A 17,611-nucleotide genomic window follows, 5' to 3' on the forward strand; every position below is an offset into this window, starting at 1 on the left:
GTCGCCGGACTAACGGCTCAGCCCTCGTTGCGCGGAATCGCGAAGCGATAGCCGCGGCCACGCACGGTTTCGATCGGCTTCAGTTCGCCGTCCGGATCCAGCTTCTTGCGCAGGCGCCCGATGAACACTTCCAGCACGTTCGAGTCGCGGTCGAAATCCTGCTGGTAGATGTGTTCGGTGAGGTCGGCCTTGGAGACCAGTTCACCGGCATGCATCATCAGGTATTCGAGCACCTTGTACTCGTAGCTGGTGAGGTCCACGTTGCTGCCTGCAACGCTGACCGTCTGCGCGGCAAGATCCAGCGCAACCGGACCGCATTCGAGCGTTGGCTTGCTCCACCCCGCCGCGCGGCGCAGCAGCGCGTTGACGCGTGCCAGCAGCTCTTCGACGTGGAACGGCTTGACGAGGTAATCGTCGGCGCCCTGCTTGAGCCCTTCGACCTTGTCCTGCCAGCTCGAGCGGGCGGTGAGGATCAGCACGGGGAACTTCTTGCCCTCGTCGCGCAGCGCCTTGATCAGTTCCATGCCCGACATCTTGGGCAGGCCCAGATCAATGATGCCTACGTCGAACGGCACTTCGCGGCCCATGTACAGACCTTCCTCACCGTCCTGCGCGGCATCGACGGCAAAGCCTTCGCGCTTGAGCCGGGCTGCAAGGGTTTCCCGCAGCGGGGCTTCGTCTTCGACCAGAAGGATACGCATGAACTCTCCCTAGTGTCCTGGGTGTGGCCTGGGGCCAGTGGCTAACAGATGACTGCGGACAACTATCCCCGTTCAGGGGTTATCGCCGCGTAGTGATGACATATCCGAACGCGGCGTGCGGGGCTGTGAACGCGGCTGGGCCGGGTCGTCCATGTAGCGGACGCGCCCCCTGTCATCCATGTATTTCACCCGGTTGATGTCCCGGCCGTCGTAGGGCACCCGTTCCGCGCCCAGGATGTGGCCGCCGGTGGTCCGCTGGACCCGGCGCACGGCATCGGACAGGGATCGTTCCTGGGGAGCCCCGCGGGACGCCCGCGCCATTGCTTCGGCCCGGGCCGGATCCGGCTGGGGGACCTGTGCGCCGGCACTGCCGATGGCAGCAACGGCACCGCTCGCCAGGAGGGCGATGACGGCAAAACGGCGGTGGCAGGTCACGGAGAACATCGGGTCTGATCCTAGCGGAGCGCGTCAAAACGTTCAAAAGTTGTGAATCGGCAGCCGCCAGCCTGGGCCGGCACTTTACGAATCTTTTGCAAATTCTTGGTTTTACGCAGTGAATCCGGTCTGAACTTTTCCGGACGCCCCTTCGCTTCGTTCATCTAAGTGAACCTTGCGGGTCTTACCGGGCGGTGTCAAGCGCGGCAGTCGCAGCCGTTCACGCGGCAACGCGTTCGGCCTGGTCGCGGGTGATGGTCAGGGCCTGTTCGATGAGGCTCCAATCGGCGCCGGGGCGATGGGCGCCCTCGCTGAGCACCTGGCGGAAGGCTCGGCCACCGGGCCGCCCGTGGAACAGGCCCAGCAGGTGGCGGGTGATGTGCTTCAAGGCCAGTCCACGGGCCAGCTGGGCCTCGATGTAGGGGCGCATGCTCCGCAGCAGCGCCTCGCGTGGCTGCAGCGCAGCACCGGTCTGCGCAGCCTCCAACTGATGCAGCACGTAGGGGTCGTGGTAGGCCGCGCGACCCAGCATCACCCCGTCCAGCGCAGGCAGTTGGGCCTGGGCGGCGTCCACCGTGGCCAGGCCGCCGTTGAGCACGATCTGAAGCTGCGGGCGGTCGGCCTTGAGCCGGTGCGCCCAGTCGTAGCGCAGCGGCGGCACTTCGCGGTTTTCCTTCGGCGACAGGCCCTTCAGCCACGCGTTGCGGGCGTGCACGATGAACATGAAACTACCGGCGTTCGCCGACTGATCGACGAAGTTGACGAAGGTTTCGTAGTCGTTGTCTTCATCCACGCCCAGCCGGCATTTCACCGTGACCGGGATGTCAACCGCCTGCACCATGGCCGCCACGCACTCGGCAACCAGACCCGGTTCGCGCATCAGGCAGGCACCGAAGCGGCCGGCCTGGACCCGGTCGGAGGGGCAGCCGCAATTGAGGTTGACCTCGTCGTAGCCCCAGTCCTGGGCGATCTGCGCAGCTTGGGCGAGAACGGCCGGATCGCTGCCGCCCAGTTGCAGGGCCAGCGGCTGCTCGCTACCGTCGAAGCCCAGCAGGCGCTCGCGGTCGCCGTGGATCACGGCGTTGGCGTGCACCATCTCCGTGTACAGCCGCGCACCCGGGGCCAGCAGCCGGTGGAACACGCGGCAATGGCTGTCCGTCCAGTCCATCATCGGCGCAACGCAGAGCCGGATTCCCTTGATTTCTTTATATTTCATCAACTTATCAACCATATAGGACTCACGACTTTTCCCGCATTTGCCTCGATTATCCCGCGTTTTCCCCTCCCGATGTACCATTGGCGTACCACGAAAGCCGTGGTACATCGAGCTGGTACATCATGGCGACCCTGCAGAACCGAGACGGCCGCTGGCGCGCCATTGTGCGCCGCAAAGGCCACCCGACCCAAACTAGAACCTTCCCCACCAAGACAGCAGCCAAGGCGTGGGGCGACCGCATGGATCGCGAACTGGCCGATCATGAAGCGCGTGGCGGAACGCCGGGCGAAGAGATCACCATTGGCGAACTGATCGACTGGCGGACGAACGAACTGGCGACCATCAGGGCGGTCTCTAAGACCCATTCCGGCAACATGACCAGACTCCGAGAAGGGCTGGGCGACATTGTGGCCAGGCGCCTCACCGCGAATGATGTCATCGAGCACGCCCGCCGCCGGATCCGCGGCGACCACATGATGACCAATGGGGTAATTATCCCAGCCTGCGCACCCGCAACGATGAACGTAGAGCTGGGGTACCTCTCTGAGCTGCTGAAGCTCGCCGGTCCGATGAAGGGTGTGAAATTGGCGACCGATCCGGTCGCCGAGGCTCGGCCGGTCCTCCGCCTGCTTCGCCTGGTCGGGAAGTCGAAGCGCCGGGACAGGCGGCCGACCGCCGACGAGCTCCAGCGTCTGCGAGAGCATTTCCGCGCGGCGGCCTGGAGGTCGACCATTCCGATGGTGGACATCATCGACTTTGCCATCCTTACCGCGAAGCGCGAGAGCGAAATCACACGATTGCTGTGGAGCGACGTTGACCAGATAAACCGAACGGCCTTGCTTAGAGACGCTAAGCACCCTCGCAAAAAAGCAGGCAACCATAAGCGTTTCCCCTTGCTGGGCGACGCCTGGGAGATCGTGCAGCGGCAACCAAAAGGCTCCGCTGACGGTCAGATTTTTCCCTACAACCCCAATTCCGTGGGGACAGCCTTTACCAGGGCGTGCACAAAGCTACAAATCGAAGACCTCTGTTTCCATGATCTTCGACATGAGGCCACATCGAGGTTGTTCGAGCAGGGATACGACATCCCCGAGGTCGCCGCCGTCACGCTTCATGAGTCGTGGAACGAGCTGAAACGGTATACACAGCTCCGTCCGGAATCTCTACATCGCTAAGAAACGGGAGGCGGCAGGTGAAAATTTACAGGGGCATGGAGCTTGCACAATGGCAGTCCGGTGACGGGCTCACCCGCAAGGGCACAGAGACGGTCGAACAGTTATATGCAGGCGACATGCACGTTGGTGCTGGTGATCCATACATCCATGTCGGCGGCCCGTGTGAAGGCAACGCCTTGTCGATGCACACCATTCACAGTGATGTCTATCAGCTCGCTTTCCTGTCCTTCAGCGAGTCATTCGACGTCGCCGCCTACTACGCTTTACAGCGCCGTCGTGAACTGGATCATGTTGGGATCGTGGTTGAGACGTGCACTGAGCACCTTGCGCGTCTAGGCGTACGAGCCGTGCCGAATGGCGACCGTGTTCCGTGGGAACAGGAGGTCACTGTTGTGATGGACAGCCATGATGTGCTTCCGAGCGCGGCTATTACACGAGTGCACCGCATTCACCTACACCAGCTCCGACACAGCGCCTCGGCCCTCAGCACCGAATGGCCAAGCGTCACCGTTCCCGATTTTCTCCGCAACGTAGGCTACTGATCAAAGGGGTGGCTACTCAATGGAACCGAGACCTACCAAGGAAGAACGCGTGCGACGCGCGGCGACGGAAAAGGCAAGTCGCGCGAAAAAGCATGTTCTTTCGCTTCACCACTGCCTTGCCCGGAGCGACGTGATGCGCCATCACCAGGACGCGCTGGTGAATGAGATAAATCATCGTGGTTTGGAAGCCCTCAGGGCCGTGAAAAGGTTCGCTTCTTCGCGTACCTGGCCTTTTGGTTCACCGCACTGGCCGGCGTGATCGAACGCTATGAAGAGCTTAGAAATAGTGGTTCAATGCCAGGAGGCGCAGAGGCAGGCAGCAAATTCTTTGCAATCAGCCAGTTACCACCCATCATTTTTCCGGTGAGCTATCGTGGAACCGTTGTGGCGTTGTGGGCTGCTCTTCGATTTTTCCGGTTTCCAGGCTGCTTAAGCGGCGCCGGCAGCCAAGGAGGTCAGCCCTTGCCGGACCGACGTTCAGCACGCAAGCGGTCGATCTCCGCTCGCAATCGGTCTTGGTGGCGGTTGATCCACATCTCGGCGCCGATGACGCCCTGCTCGTAACTTGAGCACTCGCGGTACGTGCGCTGTTCTGCCAGCGGCCGATGCGTGTTGAGGTTGGCGAACCAGCTGCCGGCGTTAATGCGTTGCGAGAGCCTGAGCACCTGGGTGCCATCGCACAACACTGCGTCGTCCTTGCCATCGGGACGGGAGGCGACGGAACGCCAGTGGAAATCGGGAGGAAGCATGGCGCGGAATCCTACGGGTCCGGCTATCAGATCCTGCGACCCTGCTCAGGGACCAGTCCGCATCGCGGATCCGCAGAGACCAAGGCGAATCTGTTACCGCCCGGCCCCTACGGATCCGCGCCGCGTCCAGCTGGAGTCCACCCGTAGGGTGGTGTCTCCCCCGTTGTTGGCGCAAAGATTGCCCCGCTTCGGTGAAGGCGACGCGAAGGATTCACCCTAGCCGTTGCTGCAGGCCTTCCGCTCGCACGCAAGTCTTCGGGGGCGCCGCTACCGCCCTGCAACGACCTGGTATCGCCCAAAGACCATCAGCACTGACAGCGCAGTCCCAGTCGACGCCGACCAACGTTTCGGTAGTCCCGTGCGGGCGACGGCGCGACCTATGGATGGCGTCAGCGACGGCTTCCATCTCGGAGGCGAACCATCGGTAGCCGTTTACGCAAATTACGACGGGGTGATCGGCTGGATGGGGGTAACGCGGGATCAATTCTTGGAGTTGGGCATCCGCTTCATCGATGGTCAGGCCGCGAAATCCCGGGATGGCCGCCCATCGGTCCAGTTTGCTTATCGCAGCTGGGGTCATGGTGGTGGTCCTTTAGGAGCCGGGGCATTAGATGATCACGCAGCGGGGGTAAAAATGGCGCGACCCCCCTGTTAAAACAGGGACGAGGTCACAGTACGTGCAGCCGATTCGCCCAGACTCCGGTGAGCCGAACGATCAAGCTCTGCAGCCATTTGCCTGAGCAGTAGAGCTTGGATGTATTGCAGTGCGGGCGACAGAGGCGTTGTGGGGGCGCTTTCCCGCCCGTATAGCGAAATTTTTTGATGGCCATCGGAAACAGGTAACTTAGGTAACCACCCCAACAGAAACACAATATTGTCCAATACAATCAATAACTTATATCAATGTATCAAAGGTAATTTTAGGGTAACGCCTAGGTAATCTGATTACCTTTCTCGCAGGTAACATCCATCTGGAAGAATTCCCTTTGAAATCAACGACATTACTTCCGCCGGGCAAGGAAATTACCTCAGATCACCCTCAGAGGTAACCTGTTGAATCCATTGTGCCAGTAGGGATGGGCGGAGATTTCGGGACTCGGATTACCCCGTTACTTGGTTCCGGTGGGACTCCAAGAATTTCGAGTGCTGCCGCTCTTCGCCGGAAGCCCTCTGGACGCGCCAGGGCGGGGCTGTTCGTCGCAGGGATCCGCAGGGTCCAGCCCCATGTAGAAAGGGCCGTGAGCGGCAGTTGCGGCGGCCCCGGACGGGCTGTTGCAGGCCTGCAGAAAAATAGGGGTCCGAAGAGCGCAGGCGTGGCGGGGAGACGAGTGCGCGCGCCGGGGGCCTGTGCTGTTCTTTCAGTACGGATGGAGATAGACCCGTATGGATAAGGAATAGAGGCCGTGGCCGAAGCGGTGGACGCGATGTGGTCCCTCCCCCGTGCCACAACGGAGCTTGCGGAATGCGTAGTTGGCGGGGAGGACCGGCCCCGGCCTTTGATCGCTTGGATGGTTCTGCCGGCACCGGCTGGTGCGGAGGCGGGTTCAATGTGGGAGCGCATCGGTGCTGACTTCGGCGCACGCCGTGATAGTGCCGGCGAAGTTGGCGCTTGCATCCAGTTGCCACACGCCACGTATCGCTAATAGAAAAGGCCGCCCAATAGGCGGCCCTTTTACTTGACGGGATTGAGTCCCTCCAAGAGCTATCGAATCATGTACTCAACAACGCAAGTCTTGCCATTGGCACTTCCGCTGCAGGTAATGCCTTTCACGAAACCGCTGGTGGTGGGCCCGGTATACTTCATCGACGCACCAAGCGACGCCATATGGTCTGCCATCCGTCCAAGGTTCTCGCCACCGTAGTCCGTCCACGTTCCTTGCACTTGCTGAATGTCAGCGGGGATCAGCTGTCCTGCGGCAGTACGTTCGCTACCGACTTCAGACTCGCCATTCTGATGTTCAAGGTTGACGATGACCGTCACGTATGAGCCATCCTTGAATACCACCCTGAACATGAGTCGGGCTTGGTCCCGCAGGCCGGTGTAATTAGTGGTCATTTGAACCAAGTCACTCATCGAGGTCAGGACGTTGGCATCGACGATATTGGTGATGACATTGACATTACCTGTAGCCGACTCGACCATCGCACGCAAATTCTGATCACGCACGTAGTCATATGCCGTTTTTGAACGTGCGTCGGGATTGAGCCCAAGCACGTCGACGGGAACAACGTATGTGGGCCGCAGTGACATCCCGCCCTCCACGTATACGCGGTTACCCCGGCGGAGTTCTTCAACCGCAGCTGGAGGCGGCGTCTGCTTTAACACGACCTGGCTAGCTGCCCGCGCAGCTCGCGGCTCTTGGCCGCCCCCGCCACTGGTACTGGATTTGATGTAGTACTGCTGGATAACGTTCGCGCCGACGTTGTAGACCAGATGGGTACCTGGCCCCAGCTTGATCGCTTCAGCACGAAAGTCACCATCATCTCGGCAGGTATCGCAACGAACTGGAACAGCCTCCGCTCTCTGAGCAGTAACCCCAAGCCCAACAGCAGCAACCAAGCCCAAACACACGATCCTCAGCACACACTTCTCCTAAAGTATCATTCGTCGCGATCACACAGTCTCGCTACCCGTCCAGGCCGCTTCGCGCTGGCTGCGATAGACGTCTTCGATACTACCCCTCAAATTCCCTTTTCGAAGTAGGGAAATTCGGACATTGCAGAAATTGTGAGCTGGGTTGGAAAAAAGGTTCCCCAGCCCAGCCGCGAAGCGAAAATTCCTGCTCACCAACCTTACGATCCCGTAATCTCACCCGATCAGGCGAGACCGCGCTATGTCGTGGTAGTGCTTTGTCACTTCCACCCCGGTCCAACTGTAGCCCTCCATGTCTGCAGCCAGCAGGGTGGTACCAGAACCTGCAAACGGATCAAGGATGCGCCCACCCTCCTCGCAGATCTGCACCAGCTTGCGCATGAGGTCGGTGGGCTTACCGGTCATGTGGTGCTTGTCAGCTTTCCGGACGGCCTCGCGGATGACGCCTGGCAATACCGGCGCGCGCCTGCCCAACGGCATGGCACCCTTGCTGCCCCAGACGACGTATTCAGCTTGGTTGCGGAAGCGCCCCAACTGCGGACGCACGCCCTCGGTCTTGTCCCACACAGCAACACCGCGCCAAGTGAACCCTGCACACTGCAGCGCGTCCGTGGTGAGCGGCAACTGTCGCCAGTCGGTGAACAGCAGCACGGGGGCGCCATCCTTGAGCACCCGGCTGCATTCGGCCAACCACAACCGCATCCACGCGAGGTGTGAGCGCTGGTCGCGCTCGTCCCCGACGAAGTCGTCATGCAGGCCGCTGCGGATGTACTTCGCGGACGGAGCCTGCTGGCGCGAGGCGGCGTGCACGCCACCGCTGGCATACGGCGGGTCAGTGATGAGGGCGTCGAAGCTGCCGGCCGGCAGGGTCGGCAGGACGGTCAGGGCATCGCCGTGGATCAATTCGTTCTTCATGGGTAGAGCCTTCTTGGGGTCGCTCGCGGCGATCCGAGGGGAGGCTCTCGGCCTTCATGTGGTTCAGCACCCCGCAGCGGGGGCACTTGATCTGGATCTCATAGATGCCACCGGCCTTGGCCAGCAGCTTGGCGCAGTCGCCACAACGCAGGTTCTTCATGCCACCGCCGGTGCAAGTTCGAAGGGGGCGAAGCGGATGACCTCTTGGCCCAGCCAGTCGTTGAGCGCAGCGATCCGGGTCTGCAGCGGCGCAAGTTCCATCGCCGCCCACACGGTTGCGGCATCGCGGATCGAGCCGAAACCGCCGCTATTCTGCGGCACGATGCCGAGCAGCTGCGGTGGCACGCGCAGCGCGGCCAGCATGTCGTCGCGGGTCACGCCCTTGATGTTGGCGAACTCATCCTTGGCGGCCACTTCGCTGACCGGGATGATCTGCAGACCATCCTTCTTGCCGTTGGGCGAATGCACGAACAGGTTCCGGAAGTTGCCCGGCCCCCGCGCTGCCTTGAGCGCTTCGCGCAGCCCTGTAACGTCCGACGACTCGGCTTGGGAATCGGTCAAGTACAGGATGAAGCCGGCGTGCGAGCCGTTGTTGTAGTACTTGCGGCGGAAGAGCGTGGCCGACTCGTTGAGCAGCGCGGCCTGAACGGCCGGCATCCACTCGGGCAGGCCGTACACCTCCTGGTCGGCATCGGATTCCCGGAGCTGGTAGATCTGGCCGGCAGGAAATTCATGTTCCATCCGCCCTGCCCGCACCTGAAAGAATTCGCCTTCCACCACCCCACGGCGCATGTACTGCGCCAGCGGCACTGCCAAGCTGTGCGCGGCTCCAGAGAGGGCCTTGCGCCGCTCGACATAGGCCATGCCGAAGGTGGTGTAGTCCAGCGCCAGCTGCGCGAAGGTGGCGCGGCTCATCAGCTTGTGGGGCACGAACGTGCTGACCAGCATGTTGCGCTTGAACGTCAGGCCACTCTGCAGGTACGGGTTGGCCCGGGTGGTGCGCGAGAGCCCCTGCAGGTTCACCGGCGGCTCGTAGTAGCGCCCGTTGCGCCAGCATTCGAGGTAGTCGAGGATGCCGCGCGACTCAAGCACCGGCGTCGGCTCCCCGAACGTGAACGCTTCGATTGGCCCTGCCGGCGCGGTGGCAGCGCCCTGGTCGGTGTCGATCATCAGAAAATCTCCATGGTGCTGCGGGCGGCGGCGCCGCCTTCGAGCGGTTCGTTCTGCAGGGCGTGCAGCAGCGCCCACGCCAGATCGGCATGGCCGGTCGTGCGCGAGCGCCCTGCGGTGTAGGTGGTCTGTCGGCCGCTGGCCGTGCTGGTCTTCTGGATGGCCAGCAGCGACTGAGTCATGTCGGTCCAGCCAGCGTCGTATTCCAAGCGCTCGTTCTTGATCACATCGAACGCCTTGAGGACCAGCCGGGTCTTGACCTCCGGCGAGTAGCTGAACGTGGTCAGGCCGGGGAAGAACTGACGCACCAGCTGGGCCACGCCCGTGCCCATGCCGGTGGCGTCGATACCGATGTAGGTGACCCAGTAGCGCTGGGTGACCTTCTGGATAAACGCGGCTTGGTCAGCGAAGTCCATGCCTTTGAACTGGTGGCGTTCGAGCACGCGGAACTTGCCGCCAGGCACTTGCGGAGGCGCCACCACGACGATGCCGGCGCTGTCGCCCGTCTCGGCCGGGTCGTACCCGATCCAGACCGGTCGGTCGCCGTACGGGCGCATGGCGAAGGGGCTGAAGTCACCGGCCCACTCCACCCAGCTATCGACCTGGCATGGCTGCAGCATGGTCAGCGGGAAAACGCTGGCGCTGTCGTCCACGAACTCGCACATCAGCAGGTTGGCAAATTCCTCTGCACTGTAGTCGCGGCGCAGCTCGGCAACGTCGAACAGGTCGCAGCCACGGTCAGCGGCATCAAGCACGGTGACGATCTGGCGCCAGATGGCGTCCTCGCAGCGGCGCCCGCTGCCCAGCCGGCCGTGGCTGACATCGATCGACACCTGCTGCGAGGTTGGCTTGCCTTTGTTGAAGCGCTCGCCCGTCCAGAAGTCGTAGGCCTCATGGGCCATGGTGGATGGGGTGCTGAAGTAGGTCTTGCGCCACTTCTTGTGCATCGCCATGCCGCTGGCAACCTTGTTGAGCTGGTTGAACCCGTAGGTCCAGAAGAACTCATCGAAGTAGAAGTTGCCGTGGTAGCCCTGCGCAGTCCGCGCATTGGTGCCCAGGAAGAACAGCTCCGCGCCGTTGGCCAGCACGATGGGGTCGCCGGTCAGGTCACGGTCCAGCACCTCCCGCACGAAGCTGCGCATGTAGCCCAGGAAGATATGCGCCTGACTCTTCGATGCGCTCAGGAAGATCTGATTGCGGCCACTGATCAGCGCGTCGATCAACGCTTCGCGGGCAAAGTAATAGGTCGCGCCGATCTGGCGCGATTTGAGGATCACACGCGTGCGCTCGTTTCCGGCGCGGTACCAATCACGCTGGTAGTCGAAGCACCCGTCGAGGAACGCCTGCTGCAGCCGCTCCACTTCCTCTTCGCTGAACTCGTTCTTGCGGACCTTCTTCTTCGGGCCGGCGTTGCGGTTGGCCACCGCCGGGTTCAGGTCTGTCTCGTTGCCGCCGCCCTGGTAGCGCTGAATGCGGGCCTGGCGCTCCAGCTGGCGGTGCAGGAGGTCGATCTCTTTGAAGTCGCCGCCGGTCTTGCCCTCCTTGTGGATCAGGATGGCCAGCCGCGCCTCCAATGCCCCGCCCACGCGCTCGACCGTGTCGGCGCGGTCCCATTCGTCGCGCGCCTTCCAGCTGTGAACGGTCTTTTCTTTCTCACCGATCAGCTCGCAGATATCGCAGATGCGCCAGCCCATCCAGTACAAAAACTTTGCCTGGCGGCGGGGATCTACGTTGAGTTTTTCGGCTACGCTTTGCACCTCTACAGGTTGCCTGTCGCCTCGCGCGCGCGACAGTCAAGAAGCCCCGTAGATCATGCGCTTACACGCTCTTCGCGTTGCCGCGACATATTCCTCACCCGAACATGGGTCATCGCATCGACAACCGATGCGCACTGATACCAGCCGAGGGCGAGATGGCCAGCAAGACCGACAAGAAACGTTCCCAGTTCTTCCGCGTGGCTGTCGAAGGCGCCACCACCGATGGCCGCGTGATCGAGCGCCAGCAGATCCTGGACATCGCCGAAACGTACAGCCCGGACGTATACGGCGCCCGCATCTGGGTGGAACACCTCCGCAGCGCGCTGCCGGACAGTCCGTTCCGTGCCTACGGCGACGTGGTCGCGGTGAAGGCTGAAGAAATCGAGATCGCCGGCAAGAAGAAGATGGCGCTGTTCGCCCAGGTCGAACCGACCAACGACCTGGTGGATATGGTCAACGTGCGCAAGCAGAAAGTGTTCACCAGCATTGAGATTGCGCCGGAGTTCGCCGACAGCGGCAAAGCCTACCTGTACGGCCTGGGCGTGACCGATTCGCCGGCGAGCATCGGTACCAACATGCTGGCCTTCTCGGCCAAGTTTCCCGACGACAGCCCGTTGAAAGACCGCAAGCAGGCGCCGGGCAACGTCTTCTCCGAAGCGGCCGAAACCGAGATCACCTTCACCGACGTGGAACAGCCCGAGACGCGGCCCGGTCCGGTTGCGGCGCTGCTGTCCAGCCTCGGGCTGGTCGCCAAGCCGAAGCCCACGCCCGAGGCGAAGAAGGAAGACACCGACTTCGATGTTGCCCAGTTCGCCACCCAGCTCTTCAGCGCGGTGAGCGAGCAGGACGCGGCCATGGCCAAGCTGGAGCAGGACAACCGCAATCTGGCCACCCAGGTGCAGAACCTCTCGGCGCAGGTTGCCGGCTTCCACCGGAAGCTGGACGACACCCCGCAGTCGCACACCCAACGCCCCGTGGTCGCCGGCTTCAGCGGCGCCAAGGCTAGCGAAGCAACCGACTGCTGATCGACCCCCACCCTTCTTCAAGATTCCCGGAGCAACCATGCGCACCGAAACCCGCCTGCAGTACGATCAGTTCACCCAGCGCGTCGCCCAGCTGAACGGCGTGGGCAGCGCCGCCAACACCTTCGCTGTAGAGCCCTCTGTCCAGCAGACGATGGAGGCCCGCATCCAAGAGAGCAGCGCTTTCTTGAAGGGCATCAACATGCCCGGCGTGATCGACCTCAAGGGCGAGAAGATCGGCGTGGGCGTGAATGGCACCATCGCCGGTCGTACCGACACCAGCGGCAGCGGCGAACGCCAGCCGGCCGATGTCACCGCGCTGGACAGCAACGGCTACGAGTGCGTGCAGACGGACTACGACACCGCCATCCCCTACTCGCGCCTCGACGCCTGGGCCCGCCAGCCTAACTTCCAGACCATCCTGCGTGATGCGATCATCCAGCGACAGGCGCTGGACCGCATCATGGTCGGATTCAACGGCACAAGCATCGCCAAGACCACCGACCGCGCCCTCAATCCGCTGCTGCAGGACGTAAACAAGGGCTGGTTCCAGAAGTACCGCGAGCATGCTCCGAGCCGCGTGATGACCGGCGGCGTCACCCCGGGCGCGGTGAAGGTCGGCGGCGCCGACGCGGACTTCGCCAACCTCGACGCGCTGGTGATGGACCTGGTGTCCAACCTGATCGAGCCGTGGCACCAGAATGACCCGAACCTGGTGGTCATCCTCGGCCGCAACCTGGTGTTCGACAAGTACTTCCCCATCATCAACAAGGAACTGGCGCCGACGGAGCAGCTGGCCGCGGATCTGGTGCTGGGCACCAAGCGCATCGGCGGCCTGCAGCCGGTGATCGTGCCGTTCGTGCCTGCCGACGCACTGATGGTCACCTCGCTGGACAACCTGTCGATCTACTGGCAGATCGAAGGCCGCCGCCGGTACATCATCGAGCAGCCGCACAAGAACCGCGTGGCGAACTTCGAGTCCTCCAACGACGACTACGTAGTCGAGGACTACGGTCGCGGCGCCCTGGTCGAGAACATCGTGGTTCGGGACTGACGCCATGGCCAGCAGTCCCGCCAAGCGTCACCTGCAGCGCGTCCTGGCCGAACAGGCTGCGACCGCTGCTGCCGGCACCAGCTTGATGGCCGGCACCACGATCTACCAGCAGATGCAGCTACAGCTGGCCAGCGACCGCGCCCGACTGAAACAGATCCAGTCGGGCGAGGGCAAGGCCAAGCTCAAGGCGGTGCTGCTGCCGGAGTACTCCGACTACGTCGACGGCGTATTGGCCGCCGACCAGGGCGGTGCAGACGACGTAGTGGCCACGGTGATGCTGTGGAACATTGACGCCGGCAACTTCGACCGTGGCTTGGACATCGCCGGCTACGTACTGGCACACCGCATTGCCATGCCCGACCAGTTCAGCCGCACCACCGGCTGCCTGGTTGCCGAGGAAGTAGCCGTGGCCGCGCTCAACGCCCAGAAGACCAGCGGCGAGTTCGACCAGGGCGTATTGGACCGGGCGGTGGCATTGACCGAAGGCCACGACATGCCCGATCAGGTGCGCGCCAAGCTGCTGCTCGCCAGGGCGCGCGGCTTGCTGCAGACCGACACCGGGCAACTGCCGCTGACGGCCGACGCGGTCGACTTGGCCGTCACCGACCTGGTGCGCGCGATCCAGCTGCACGATTCGTGCGGCGGCAAGAAGGATCTGGAAGGCGCCCAGCGCCTGCAGAAGAAATTCGCGGGCAACCAGTCCAACGACTGATCCGCACAACGAGCGTCCCCGCGACCCCGCCGGCTCGGGGCTGATCACCAGGCTTCTCTCCCCTGGTGTGACGCCCCGACCACCGGCGACTTATTGAGGCCACCATGAGCAGCTTCACCGCCAACGCATCGCCCAGCCAGCCGCAGAACCCGGTCACCGCCGGCCCGTTTTGGCCTGAGATCGATATCGCCGCGCTGCGTGAAGCGATTCGCCTCACCGGTGACGTAACGGCGGCCCGGATGCGCAGCGTGGTGGTCAGCGCCGTAATGTCGGTCACCCGCGAGCTGGTCGATTACCGGGTGGCCAAGGAGAAGGCCGGCCACGTGCGGCTGGCCGACGTGCCTTCCGACCAGGTCGACGGCGTGTCCCAGCTGGTCCAGCTCTACCGGCAGGCCGTGTACTGCGCCACGGCGGTCGTGCTGCATGAGCGTTATCGCTCGTACGACGCAACCGCACAGGGCAACCAGCGCGCCGATGACCTGACGCCAACCATTGATGAGATCCGCCGCGACCAGCGCAACGCCATCAGCGATCTGCTGGGGCAGCGGCGGGTAACGGCGGAGCTGATCTGATGCGCGTGGTGGCCATGCAGGGCGACACCCTTGATGCGTTGTGCCATCGGCATCTGGGCACCACCGCCGGCATGGTCGAACAGGTGCTGGCACTGAACTACGGGATCAGCCTGCATGGGCCGGTCCTGCCACTGGGTACCGTGGTGGTCCTTCCCGATGTACCCACCCCTTCCGCCGGCGCCGTGACGCGCCCCCTGATCCAGCTTTGGGACTGACGATGACCGAACCCACCTCCACCGGAAGCATGGTTGCACTGGCCACTGGCGTCGGCCTTGCATCGCTGCTGCCTGGCATTGACGCGGACGCCTTCATTGGCGCCTTCGCCGGCGCCACCCTGTTCGTTGTGTCCGCCAAGGATCTTTCGATCTGGAAGCGGCTGATCTACCTGGCCATCAGCGTGGTGGCTGGCTACCTGGGCGGCACCGAGGTCATGCGTCGGTTTGACGTGGCCTCCAGTGGTCTGGCCGCGTTCTTCTGCGCCGCCACGATCATCACCCTCACCCTGGCCCTGATCGAGCGCAGCCGCACCGCCGATCCGGCCCGCATCCCGCGTGGAGGCACCGATGGCTGAGTTTCTGAGTACCGGCACCCTGCTGTGCTGCCTTGCCATCTGCGTACGTCTGCTCACCTACCGACCAGCCGAGGACGCGCGTCACCGCCACGGTGTGGCCTGGTGCGCCTGGCTGTTGATCGCTGCCACCGGCGGGCAAGCCCTGCAGATCATCCTGCAGGGCGCCAAGGCGCCCACCAGCGGCTGGCAGCTGATGCTGCTGGTCGTCCTGCTGGTGACAACCTACCGGGCGCGCGGCAACGTCGCCCACCTGTTCGGAGTGGATAGACCGTGATCACCGCCACCCAGCTCGCCCAGGCAATGCAGTGCCCCCTTCCCCGCGCTCAGCGCTGGGTGGAGCCGCTCAATGTCGCCATGAAGCGGTTCGGGATCTCCACGCCACTGCGTGCCGCGCATTTTCTGGCCCAGCTGGGCCACGAAAGCCTGAGCCTGGGCCGTGTGGAGGAGAACCTGAGCTACAGCCGCGAGCGCCTGCTGGAGGTGTTCGGCAAGTACGTCAAGCCGGATGAGGCGGCGGGGTTCGTCCACCAGCCGGTCAAACTCGGCAATCGGGTCTACGCCAAGCGCAACGGCAACGGCGCCGAGTCCAGCGGTGACGGCTACCGCTACCGTGGCCGTGGGCCGATGATGCACACCGGACGCGGCAACTATCGCCGCATCGGAGAGCTGATCGGCCAGCCGCTGGAAGAACTGCCCGCGCTGTTGCTTGAGCCGGAGACCGGCGCCATGGCGGCTGCGGCGTTCTGGGCCGACAACGGCCTCAACGCCCACGCCGACCAGCGCGACGTGCTGGCGGTCAGCCGCGTCGTGAACCTGGGCAACGCCCGCTCCCGTGCCACTCCCAATGGGTTCGCCGACCGCACAGCGCGCCTGCAGCGCTGCATGGCCGCGCTGGGGGTGCGCTGATGCTCAACCGTGCCATCGTCCTGGTCGTGCTGCTGCTTGCCGTTGCCGGATTGGCCACCTGCCAGCAGCAGCGCATTAGCCACGCCAACAGCGAGCGCGATGAGGCCAAGGCTGACCTTGCTTCCGCCAATGCCACCAACGCCGCACTGAAGCGCAAGCTGGACCTTGCCCAGGGCACCACCCGCACCGTGACCGAGTACGTGGATCGCGTGCAGGTGGTCCGTGAGCGCGGCGCCACCATCGTCAAAGAGGTTCCTGTTTATGTCACTGCGAATGCTGATGCTGCCTGCACTGTGCCTGCTGGCTTCGTGCGCCTCCACGACACCGCAGCGAGCGGCGACGCCCTCGCCGGAGTTGCCGGAGATCCTGATGCGCCCGCCCCCGGCGTTACGCTCTCTGCCGTCGCCGAGACCGTCGCCGACAACTATGCAACCCACCACGCCACCGTCGCCCAGGTGATCGGCCTGCAGGCGCTGGCAAAGCAGCTGCACACCGCCCTGCAGCAGTGTGACGCGCCATGAAGAAGCCGCAGCAGCTGCGCGATCACCTCGTTGCCGCGATCCCGACGCTGGCCGACAACCCAGACCGCCTGTTGATCTTCGTAGAAGGCGGCGGTGTGGCCGGCACTTACAAGCCGGGGCTGTGCTTTGAGTACCGATACACGCTGGAGCTGGTGCTGACCGATTTCGCCGGATCGCCGGAGGCCGTGATGCTCCCGCTGATGCAGTGGCTGACCCGCCATCAATCCGAGCTGCTGGCCAACCCTTCCAACCGGGAGAAGTTAAGCTTTGAAGTAGATGTGCTGTCCGATGACCTGGTCGACCTCGCTATCAAGCTGCCGCTGACCGAGCGTATGAAGATCCACCGCGATGACCAGGGCAACCTGCAGCTGCAGCACCTGACTGAACCGCCGGCTGAGGGCGAACACGCCGACACGCTCGCCGGCGGCGCCCTGTTCGACGCCGGCGTGCTGGTGGCCACCCTGCCCGCCATCACGGCATGAGCGAGGACTTGCAGCGGCTGGAGGCTTGGGTTGGGCCGTTGCTACAGCGCCTGCAGCCGGCCGAGCGCAGCCGCCTGAGCCGCAAGGTCGGTATGGCCCTGCGCCGCGCCCAGCAGAAGCGCATCGCCGCCCAGCAGAATCCGGACGGTTCCCCATATGCCCCGCGTCGCGCGCCTACGCCGCGCCGCGCCAAGGCCGGCCGGATCAAGCGCGGCGCGATGTTTGCCAAGATCCGGCAGGCGCGGCACCTGCGCGTGCGCACCAGCGCCCAGGAAGTGAGCGTGGGCTTCACCGGTCGCGTCTCACGCATTGCCCGCATCCATCAGGAAGGGCGCTCGGACGCGGTGGGCTCCAACGGTCTGAGGGTCACCTACCAGCGCCGCCTGCTGCTGGGCTTCACCCAAGCCGATGAGCAGCTGGTGCGCGAGCTGATTCTTGACCATCTGGCTGGGCAATAGCGTAGGCGCGGCTGCTACATGCCGGCCCCGCCGACCACGCGCGCGCGCGATGGGAAGCTG

At 63.6% G+C, this 17,611-nt stretch carries 23 protein-coding genes; 13 read left to right on the plus strand and 10 right to left on the minus strand.

Features of this window, described 5'->3' with window-relative positions; genetic code table 11:
• Positions 1-17: 17 nt before the first annotated feature.
• The 4 genes from J7J08_RS08025 to dusA form a co-directional block, all read right to left on the minus strand.
• Positions 18-701: a response regulator transcription factor gene (locus tag J7J08_RS08025; protein WP_004136763.1), complete on the minus strand. Its 684-nt coding sequence runs from the start codon at positions 699-701 to the stop codon at positions 18-20.
• Between the two features lie 72 nt (positions 702-773).
• Positions 774-1,145 (minus strand): hypothetical protein, encoded by a 372-nt coding sequence (locus J7J08_RS08030; RefSeq protein WP_214903692.1) that lies wholly within the window; start codon positions 1,143-1,145, stop codon positions 774-776.
• A gap of 11 nt (positions 1,146-1,156) precedes the next feature.
• Positions 1,157-1,300: a hypothetical protein gene (locus J7J08_RS08035; RefSeq protein ID WP_214903694.1), complete on the minus strand. Its 144-nt coding sequence runs from the start codon at positions 1,298-1,300 to the stop codon at positions 1,157-1,159.
• Positions 1,301-1,356: 56 nt separating this feature from the next.
• Positions 1,357-2,352 carry a tRNA dihydrouridine(20/20a) synthase DusA gene (gene dusA / locus J7J08_RS08040; protein WP_214903696.1) on the minus strand — a complete coding sequence of 332 codons (996 nt, stop codon included), beginning with the start codon at positions 2,350-2,352 and terminating at the stop codon, positions 1,357-1,359.
• Between the two features lie 122 nt (positions 2,353-2,474).
• Here dusA and J7J08_RS08045 point away from each other — a divergent pair, with 122 nt between their 5' ends.
• Positions 2,475-3,527, plus strand: coding sequence for a site-specific integrase (locus J7J08_RS08045; protein ID WP_251006510.1), 1,053 nt, complete (start codon positions 2,475-2,477; stop codon positions 3,525-3,527).
• Between the two features lie 17 nt (positions 3,528-3,544).
• Complete coding sequence (locus J7J08_RS08050; RefSeq protein WP_214903698.1) at positions 3,545-4,069, plus strand: hypothetical protein; 525 nt, start codon at positions 3,545-3,547, stop codon at positions 4,067-4,069.
• 455 nt (positions 4,070-4,524) lie between these two features.
• Here the strand turns inward: J7J08_RS08050 and J7J08_RS08055 are convergent, their stop codons facing one another.
• From J7J08_RS08055 to J7J08_RS08080, 6 genes are all read right to left on the minus strand, one after another.
• Positions 4,525-4,818, minus strand: coding sequence for a hypothetical protein (locus J7J08_RS08055; protein ID WP_214903700.1), 294 nt, complete (start codon positions 4,816-4,818; stop codon positions 4,525-4,527).
• Positions 4,819-6,520: 1,702 nt separating this feature from the next.
• Entirely contained in the window at positions 6,521-7,402 is an 882-nt protein-coding gene (locus J7J08_RS08060) for a hypothetical protein (RefSeq protein WP_214903702.1), read from the minus strand.
• A 225-nt stretch (positions 7,403-7,627) separates the two neighbouring features.
• Positions 7,628-8,326, minus strand: a complete 699-nt coding sequence (locus J7J08_RS08065; protein WP_214903704.1) for a site-specific DNA-methyltransferase — start codon at positions 8,324-8,326, stop codon at positions 7,628-7,630.
• Entirely contained in the window at positions 8,244-8,486 is a 243-nt protein-coding gene (locus J7J08_RS08070) for a Com family DNA-binding transcriptional regulator (RefSeq protein ID WP_214903706.1), read from the minus strand. Before J7J08_RS08070 ends, J7J08_RS08065 begins: the two co-directional genes overlap by 83 nt.
• Positions 8,483-9,496 (minus strand): phage portal protein, encoded by a 1,014-nt coding sequence (locus J7J08_RS08075; RefSeq protein WP_214903709.1) that lies wholly within the window; start codon positions 9,494-9,496, stop codon positions 8,483-8,485. The genes J7J08_RS08070 and J7J08_RS08075 overlap by 4 nt, the downstream gene beginning before the upstream one ends.
• Positions 9,496-11,253, minus strand: coding sequence for a terminase ATPase subunit family protein (locus tag J7J08_RS08080; protein ID WP_214903712.1), 1,758 nt, complete (start codon positions 11,251-11,253; stop codon positions 9,496-9,498). Before J7J08_RS08080 ends, J7J08_RS08075 begins: the two co-directional genes overlap by 1 nt.
• Positions 11,254-11,408: 155 nt before the next feature.
• Here J7J08_RS08080 and J7J08_RS08085 point away from each other — a divergent pair, with 155 nt between their 5' ends.
• From J7J08_RS08085 to J7J08_RS08135, 11 genes are all read left to right on the plus strand, one after another.
• Positions 11,409-12,278, plus strand: a complete 870-nt coding sequence (locus tag J7J08_RS08085; protein ID WP_214903715.1) for a GPO family capsid scaffolding protein — start codon at positions 11,409-11,411, stop codon at positions 12,276-12,278.
• Between the two features lie 37 nt (positions 12,279-12,315).
• Entirely contained in the window at positions 12,316-13,329 is a 1,014-nt protein-coding gene (locus J7J08_RS08090; RefSeq protein WP_214903718.1) for a phage major capsid protein, P2 family, read from the plus strand.
• Positions 13,330-13,333: 4 nt separating this feature from the next.
• A complete protein-coding gene (gene gpM / locus J7J08_RS08095; RefSeq protein ID WP_214903721.1) occupies positions 13,334-14,041 on the plus strand; it encodes a phage terminase small subunit in 708 nt (235 codons plus the stop codon).
• A 104-nt stretch (positions 14,042-14,145) separates the two neighbouring features.
• Positions 14,146-14,613, plus strand: coding sequence for a head completion/stabilization protein (locus J7J08_RS08100; RefSeq protein WP_214903723.1), 468 nt, complete (start codon positions 14,146-14,148; stop codon positions 14,611-14,613).
• Complete coding sequence (locus tag J7J08_RS08105) at positions 14,613-14,828, plus strand: tail protein X (protein WP_214903726.1); 216 nt, start codon at positions 14,613-14,615, stop codon at positions 14,826-14,828. Before J7J08_RS08100 ends, J7J08_RS08105 begins: the two co-directional genes overlap by 1 nt.
• A 2-nt stretch (positions 14,829-14,830) precedes the next feature.
• The gene (locus J7J08_RS08110; RefSeq protein WP_214903728.1) at positions 14,831-15,184 is read left to right on the plus strand and encodes a putative holin; all 354 of its coding nucleotides are present in this window, start codon (positions 14,831-14,833) and stop codon (positions 15,182-15,184) included.
• Positions 15,177-15,458 carry a phage holin family protein gene (locus J7J08_RS08115; RefSeq protein WP_214903730.1) on the plus strand — a complete coding sequence of 94 codons (282 nt, stop codon included), beginning with the start codon at positions 15,177-15,179 and terminating at the stop codon, positions 15,456-15,458. Before J7J08_RS08110 ends, J7J08_RS08115 begins: the two co-directional genes overlap by 8 nt.
• Positions 15,455-16,090: a glycoside hydrolase family 19 protein gene (locus J7J08_RS08120; protein WP_214903732.1), complete on the plus strand. Its 636-nt coding sequence runs from the start codon at positions 15,455-15,457 to the stop codon at positions 16,088-16,090. The genes J7J08_RS08115 and J7J08_RS08120 overlap by 4 nt, the downstream gene beginning before the upstream one ends.
• Positions 16,090-16,611, plus strand: a complete 522-nt coding sequence (locus J7J08_RS08125) for a hypothetical protein (protein WP_214903734.1) — start codon at positions 16,090-16,092, stop codon at positions 16,609-16,611. Before J7J08_RS08120 ends, J7J08_RS08125 begins: the two co-directional genes overlap by 1 nt.
• Positions 16,608-17,093, plus strand: a complete 486-nt coding sequence (locus J7J08_RS08130; RefSeq protein ID WP_214903736.1) for a phage tail protein — start codon at positions 16,608-16,610, stop codon at positions 17,091-17,093. Before J7J08_RS08125 ends, J7J08_RS08130 begins: the two co-directional genes overlap by 4 nt.
• Positions 17,090-17,551 carry a phage virion morphogenesis protein gene (locus J7J08_RS08135; protein WP_214903739.1) on the plus strand — a complete coding sequence of 154 codons (462 nt, stop codon included), beginning with the start codon at positions 17,090-17,092 and terminating at the stop codon, positions 17,549-17,551. The genes J7J08_RS08130 and J7J08_RS08135 overlap by 4 nt, the downstream gene beginning before the upstream one ends.
• Positions 17,552-17,611 lie beyond the last annotated feature (60 nt).

The sequence above is a fragment of the Stenotrophomonas sp. ISL-67 genome, from assembly GCF_018612915.1.
Taxonomy (GTDB): domain Bacteria; phylum Pseudomonadota; class Gammaproteobacteria; order Xanthomonadales; family Xanthomonadaceae; genus Stenotrophomonas.

Coding starts and splice junctions, on each gene's coding strand:
- J7J08_RS08025 (WP_004136763.1), bottom strand. CDS start 701: ATGCGTATCCTTCTGGTCGAAGACGAAGCCCCGCTGCGGGAAACCCTT.
- J7J08_RS08030 (WP_214903692.1), bottom strand. CDS start 1,145: ATGTTCTCCGTGACCTGCCACCGCCGTTTTGCCGTCATCGCCCTCCTG.
- J7J08_RS08035 (WP_214903694.1), bottom strand. CDS start 1,300: ATGAACGAAGCGAAGGGGCGTCCGGAAAAGTTCAGACCGGATTCACTG.
- dusA (WP_214903696.1), bottom strand. CDS start 2,352: ATGAAATATAAAGAAATCAAGGGAATCCGGCTCTGCGTTGCGCCGATG.
- J7J08_RS08045 (WP_251006510.1), top strand. CDS start 2,475: ATGGCGACCCTGCAGAACCGAGACGGCCGCTGGCGCGCCATTGTGCGC.
- J7J08_RS08055 (WP_214903700.1), bottom strand. CDS start 4,818: ATGCTTCCTCCCGATTTCCACTGGCGTTCCGTCGCCTCCCGTCCCGAT.
- J7J08_RS08065 (WP_214903704.1), bottom strand. CDS start 8,326: ATGAAGAACGAATTGATCCACGGCGATGCCCTGACCGTCCTGCCGACC.
- J7J08_RS08070 (WP_214903706.1), bottom strand. CDS start 8,486: ATGAAGAACCTGCGTTGTGGCGACTGCGCCAAGCTGCTGGCCAAGGCC.
- J7J08_RS08075 (WP_214903709.1), bottom strand. CDS start 9,496: ATGATCGACACCGACCAGGGCGCTGCCACCGCGCCGGCAGGGCCAATC.
- J7J08_RS08085 (WP_214903715.1), top strand. CDS start 11,409: ATGGCCAGCAAGACCGACAAGAAACGTTCCCAGTTCTTCCGCGTGGCT.
- J7J08_RS08090 (WP_214903718.1), top strand. CDS start 12,316: ATGCGCACCGAAACCCGCCTGCAGTACGATCAGTTCACCCAGCGCGTC.
- gpM (WP_214903721.1), top strand. CDS start 13,334: ATGGCCAGCAGTCCCGCCAAGCGTCACCTGCAGCGCGTCCTGGCCGAA.
- J7J08_RS08100 (WP_214903723.1), top strand. CDS start 14,146: ATGAGCAGCTTCACCGCCAACGCATCGCCCAGCCAGCCGCAGAACCCG.
- J7J08_RS08105 (WP_214903726.1), top strand. CDS start 14,613: ATGCGCGTGGTGGCCATGCAGGGCGACACCCTTGATGCGTTGTGCCAT.
- J7J08_RS08110 (WP_214903728.1), top strand. CDS start 14,831: ATGACCGAACCCACCTCCACCGGAAGCATGGTTGCACTGGCCACTGGC.
- J7J08_RS08115 (WP_214903730.1), top strand. CDS start 15,177: ATGGCTGAGTTTCTGAGTACCGGCACCCTGCTGTGCTGCCTTGCCATC.
- J7J08_RS08125 (WP_214903734.1), top strand. CDS start 16,090: ATGCTCAACCGTGCCATCGTCCTGGTCGTGCTGCTGCTTGCCGTTGCC.
- J7J08_RS08130 (WP_214903736.1), top strand. CDS start 16,608: ATGAAGAAGCCGCAGCAGCTGCGCGATCACCTCGTTGCCGCGATCCCG.
- J7J08_RS08135 (WP_214903739.1), top strand. CDS start 17,090: ATGAGCGAGGACTTGCAGCGGCTGGAGGCTTGGGTTGGGCCGTTGCTA.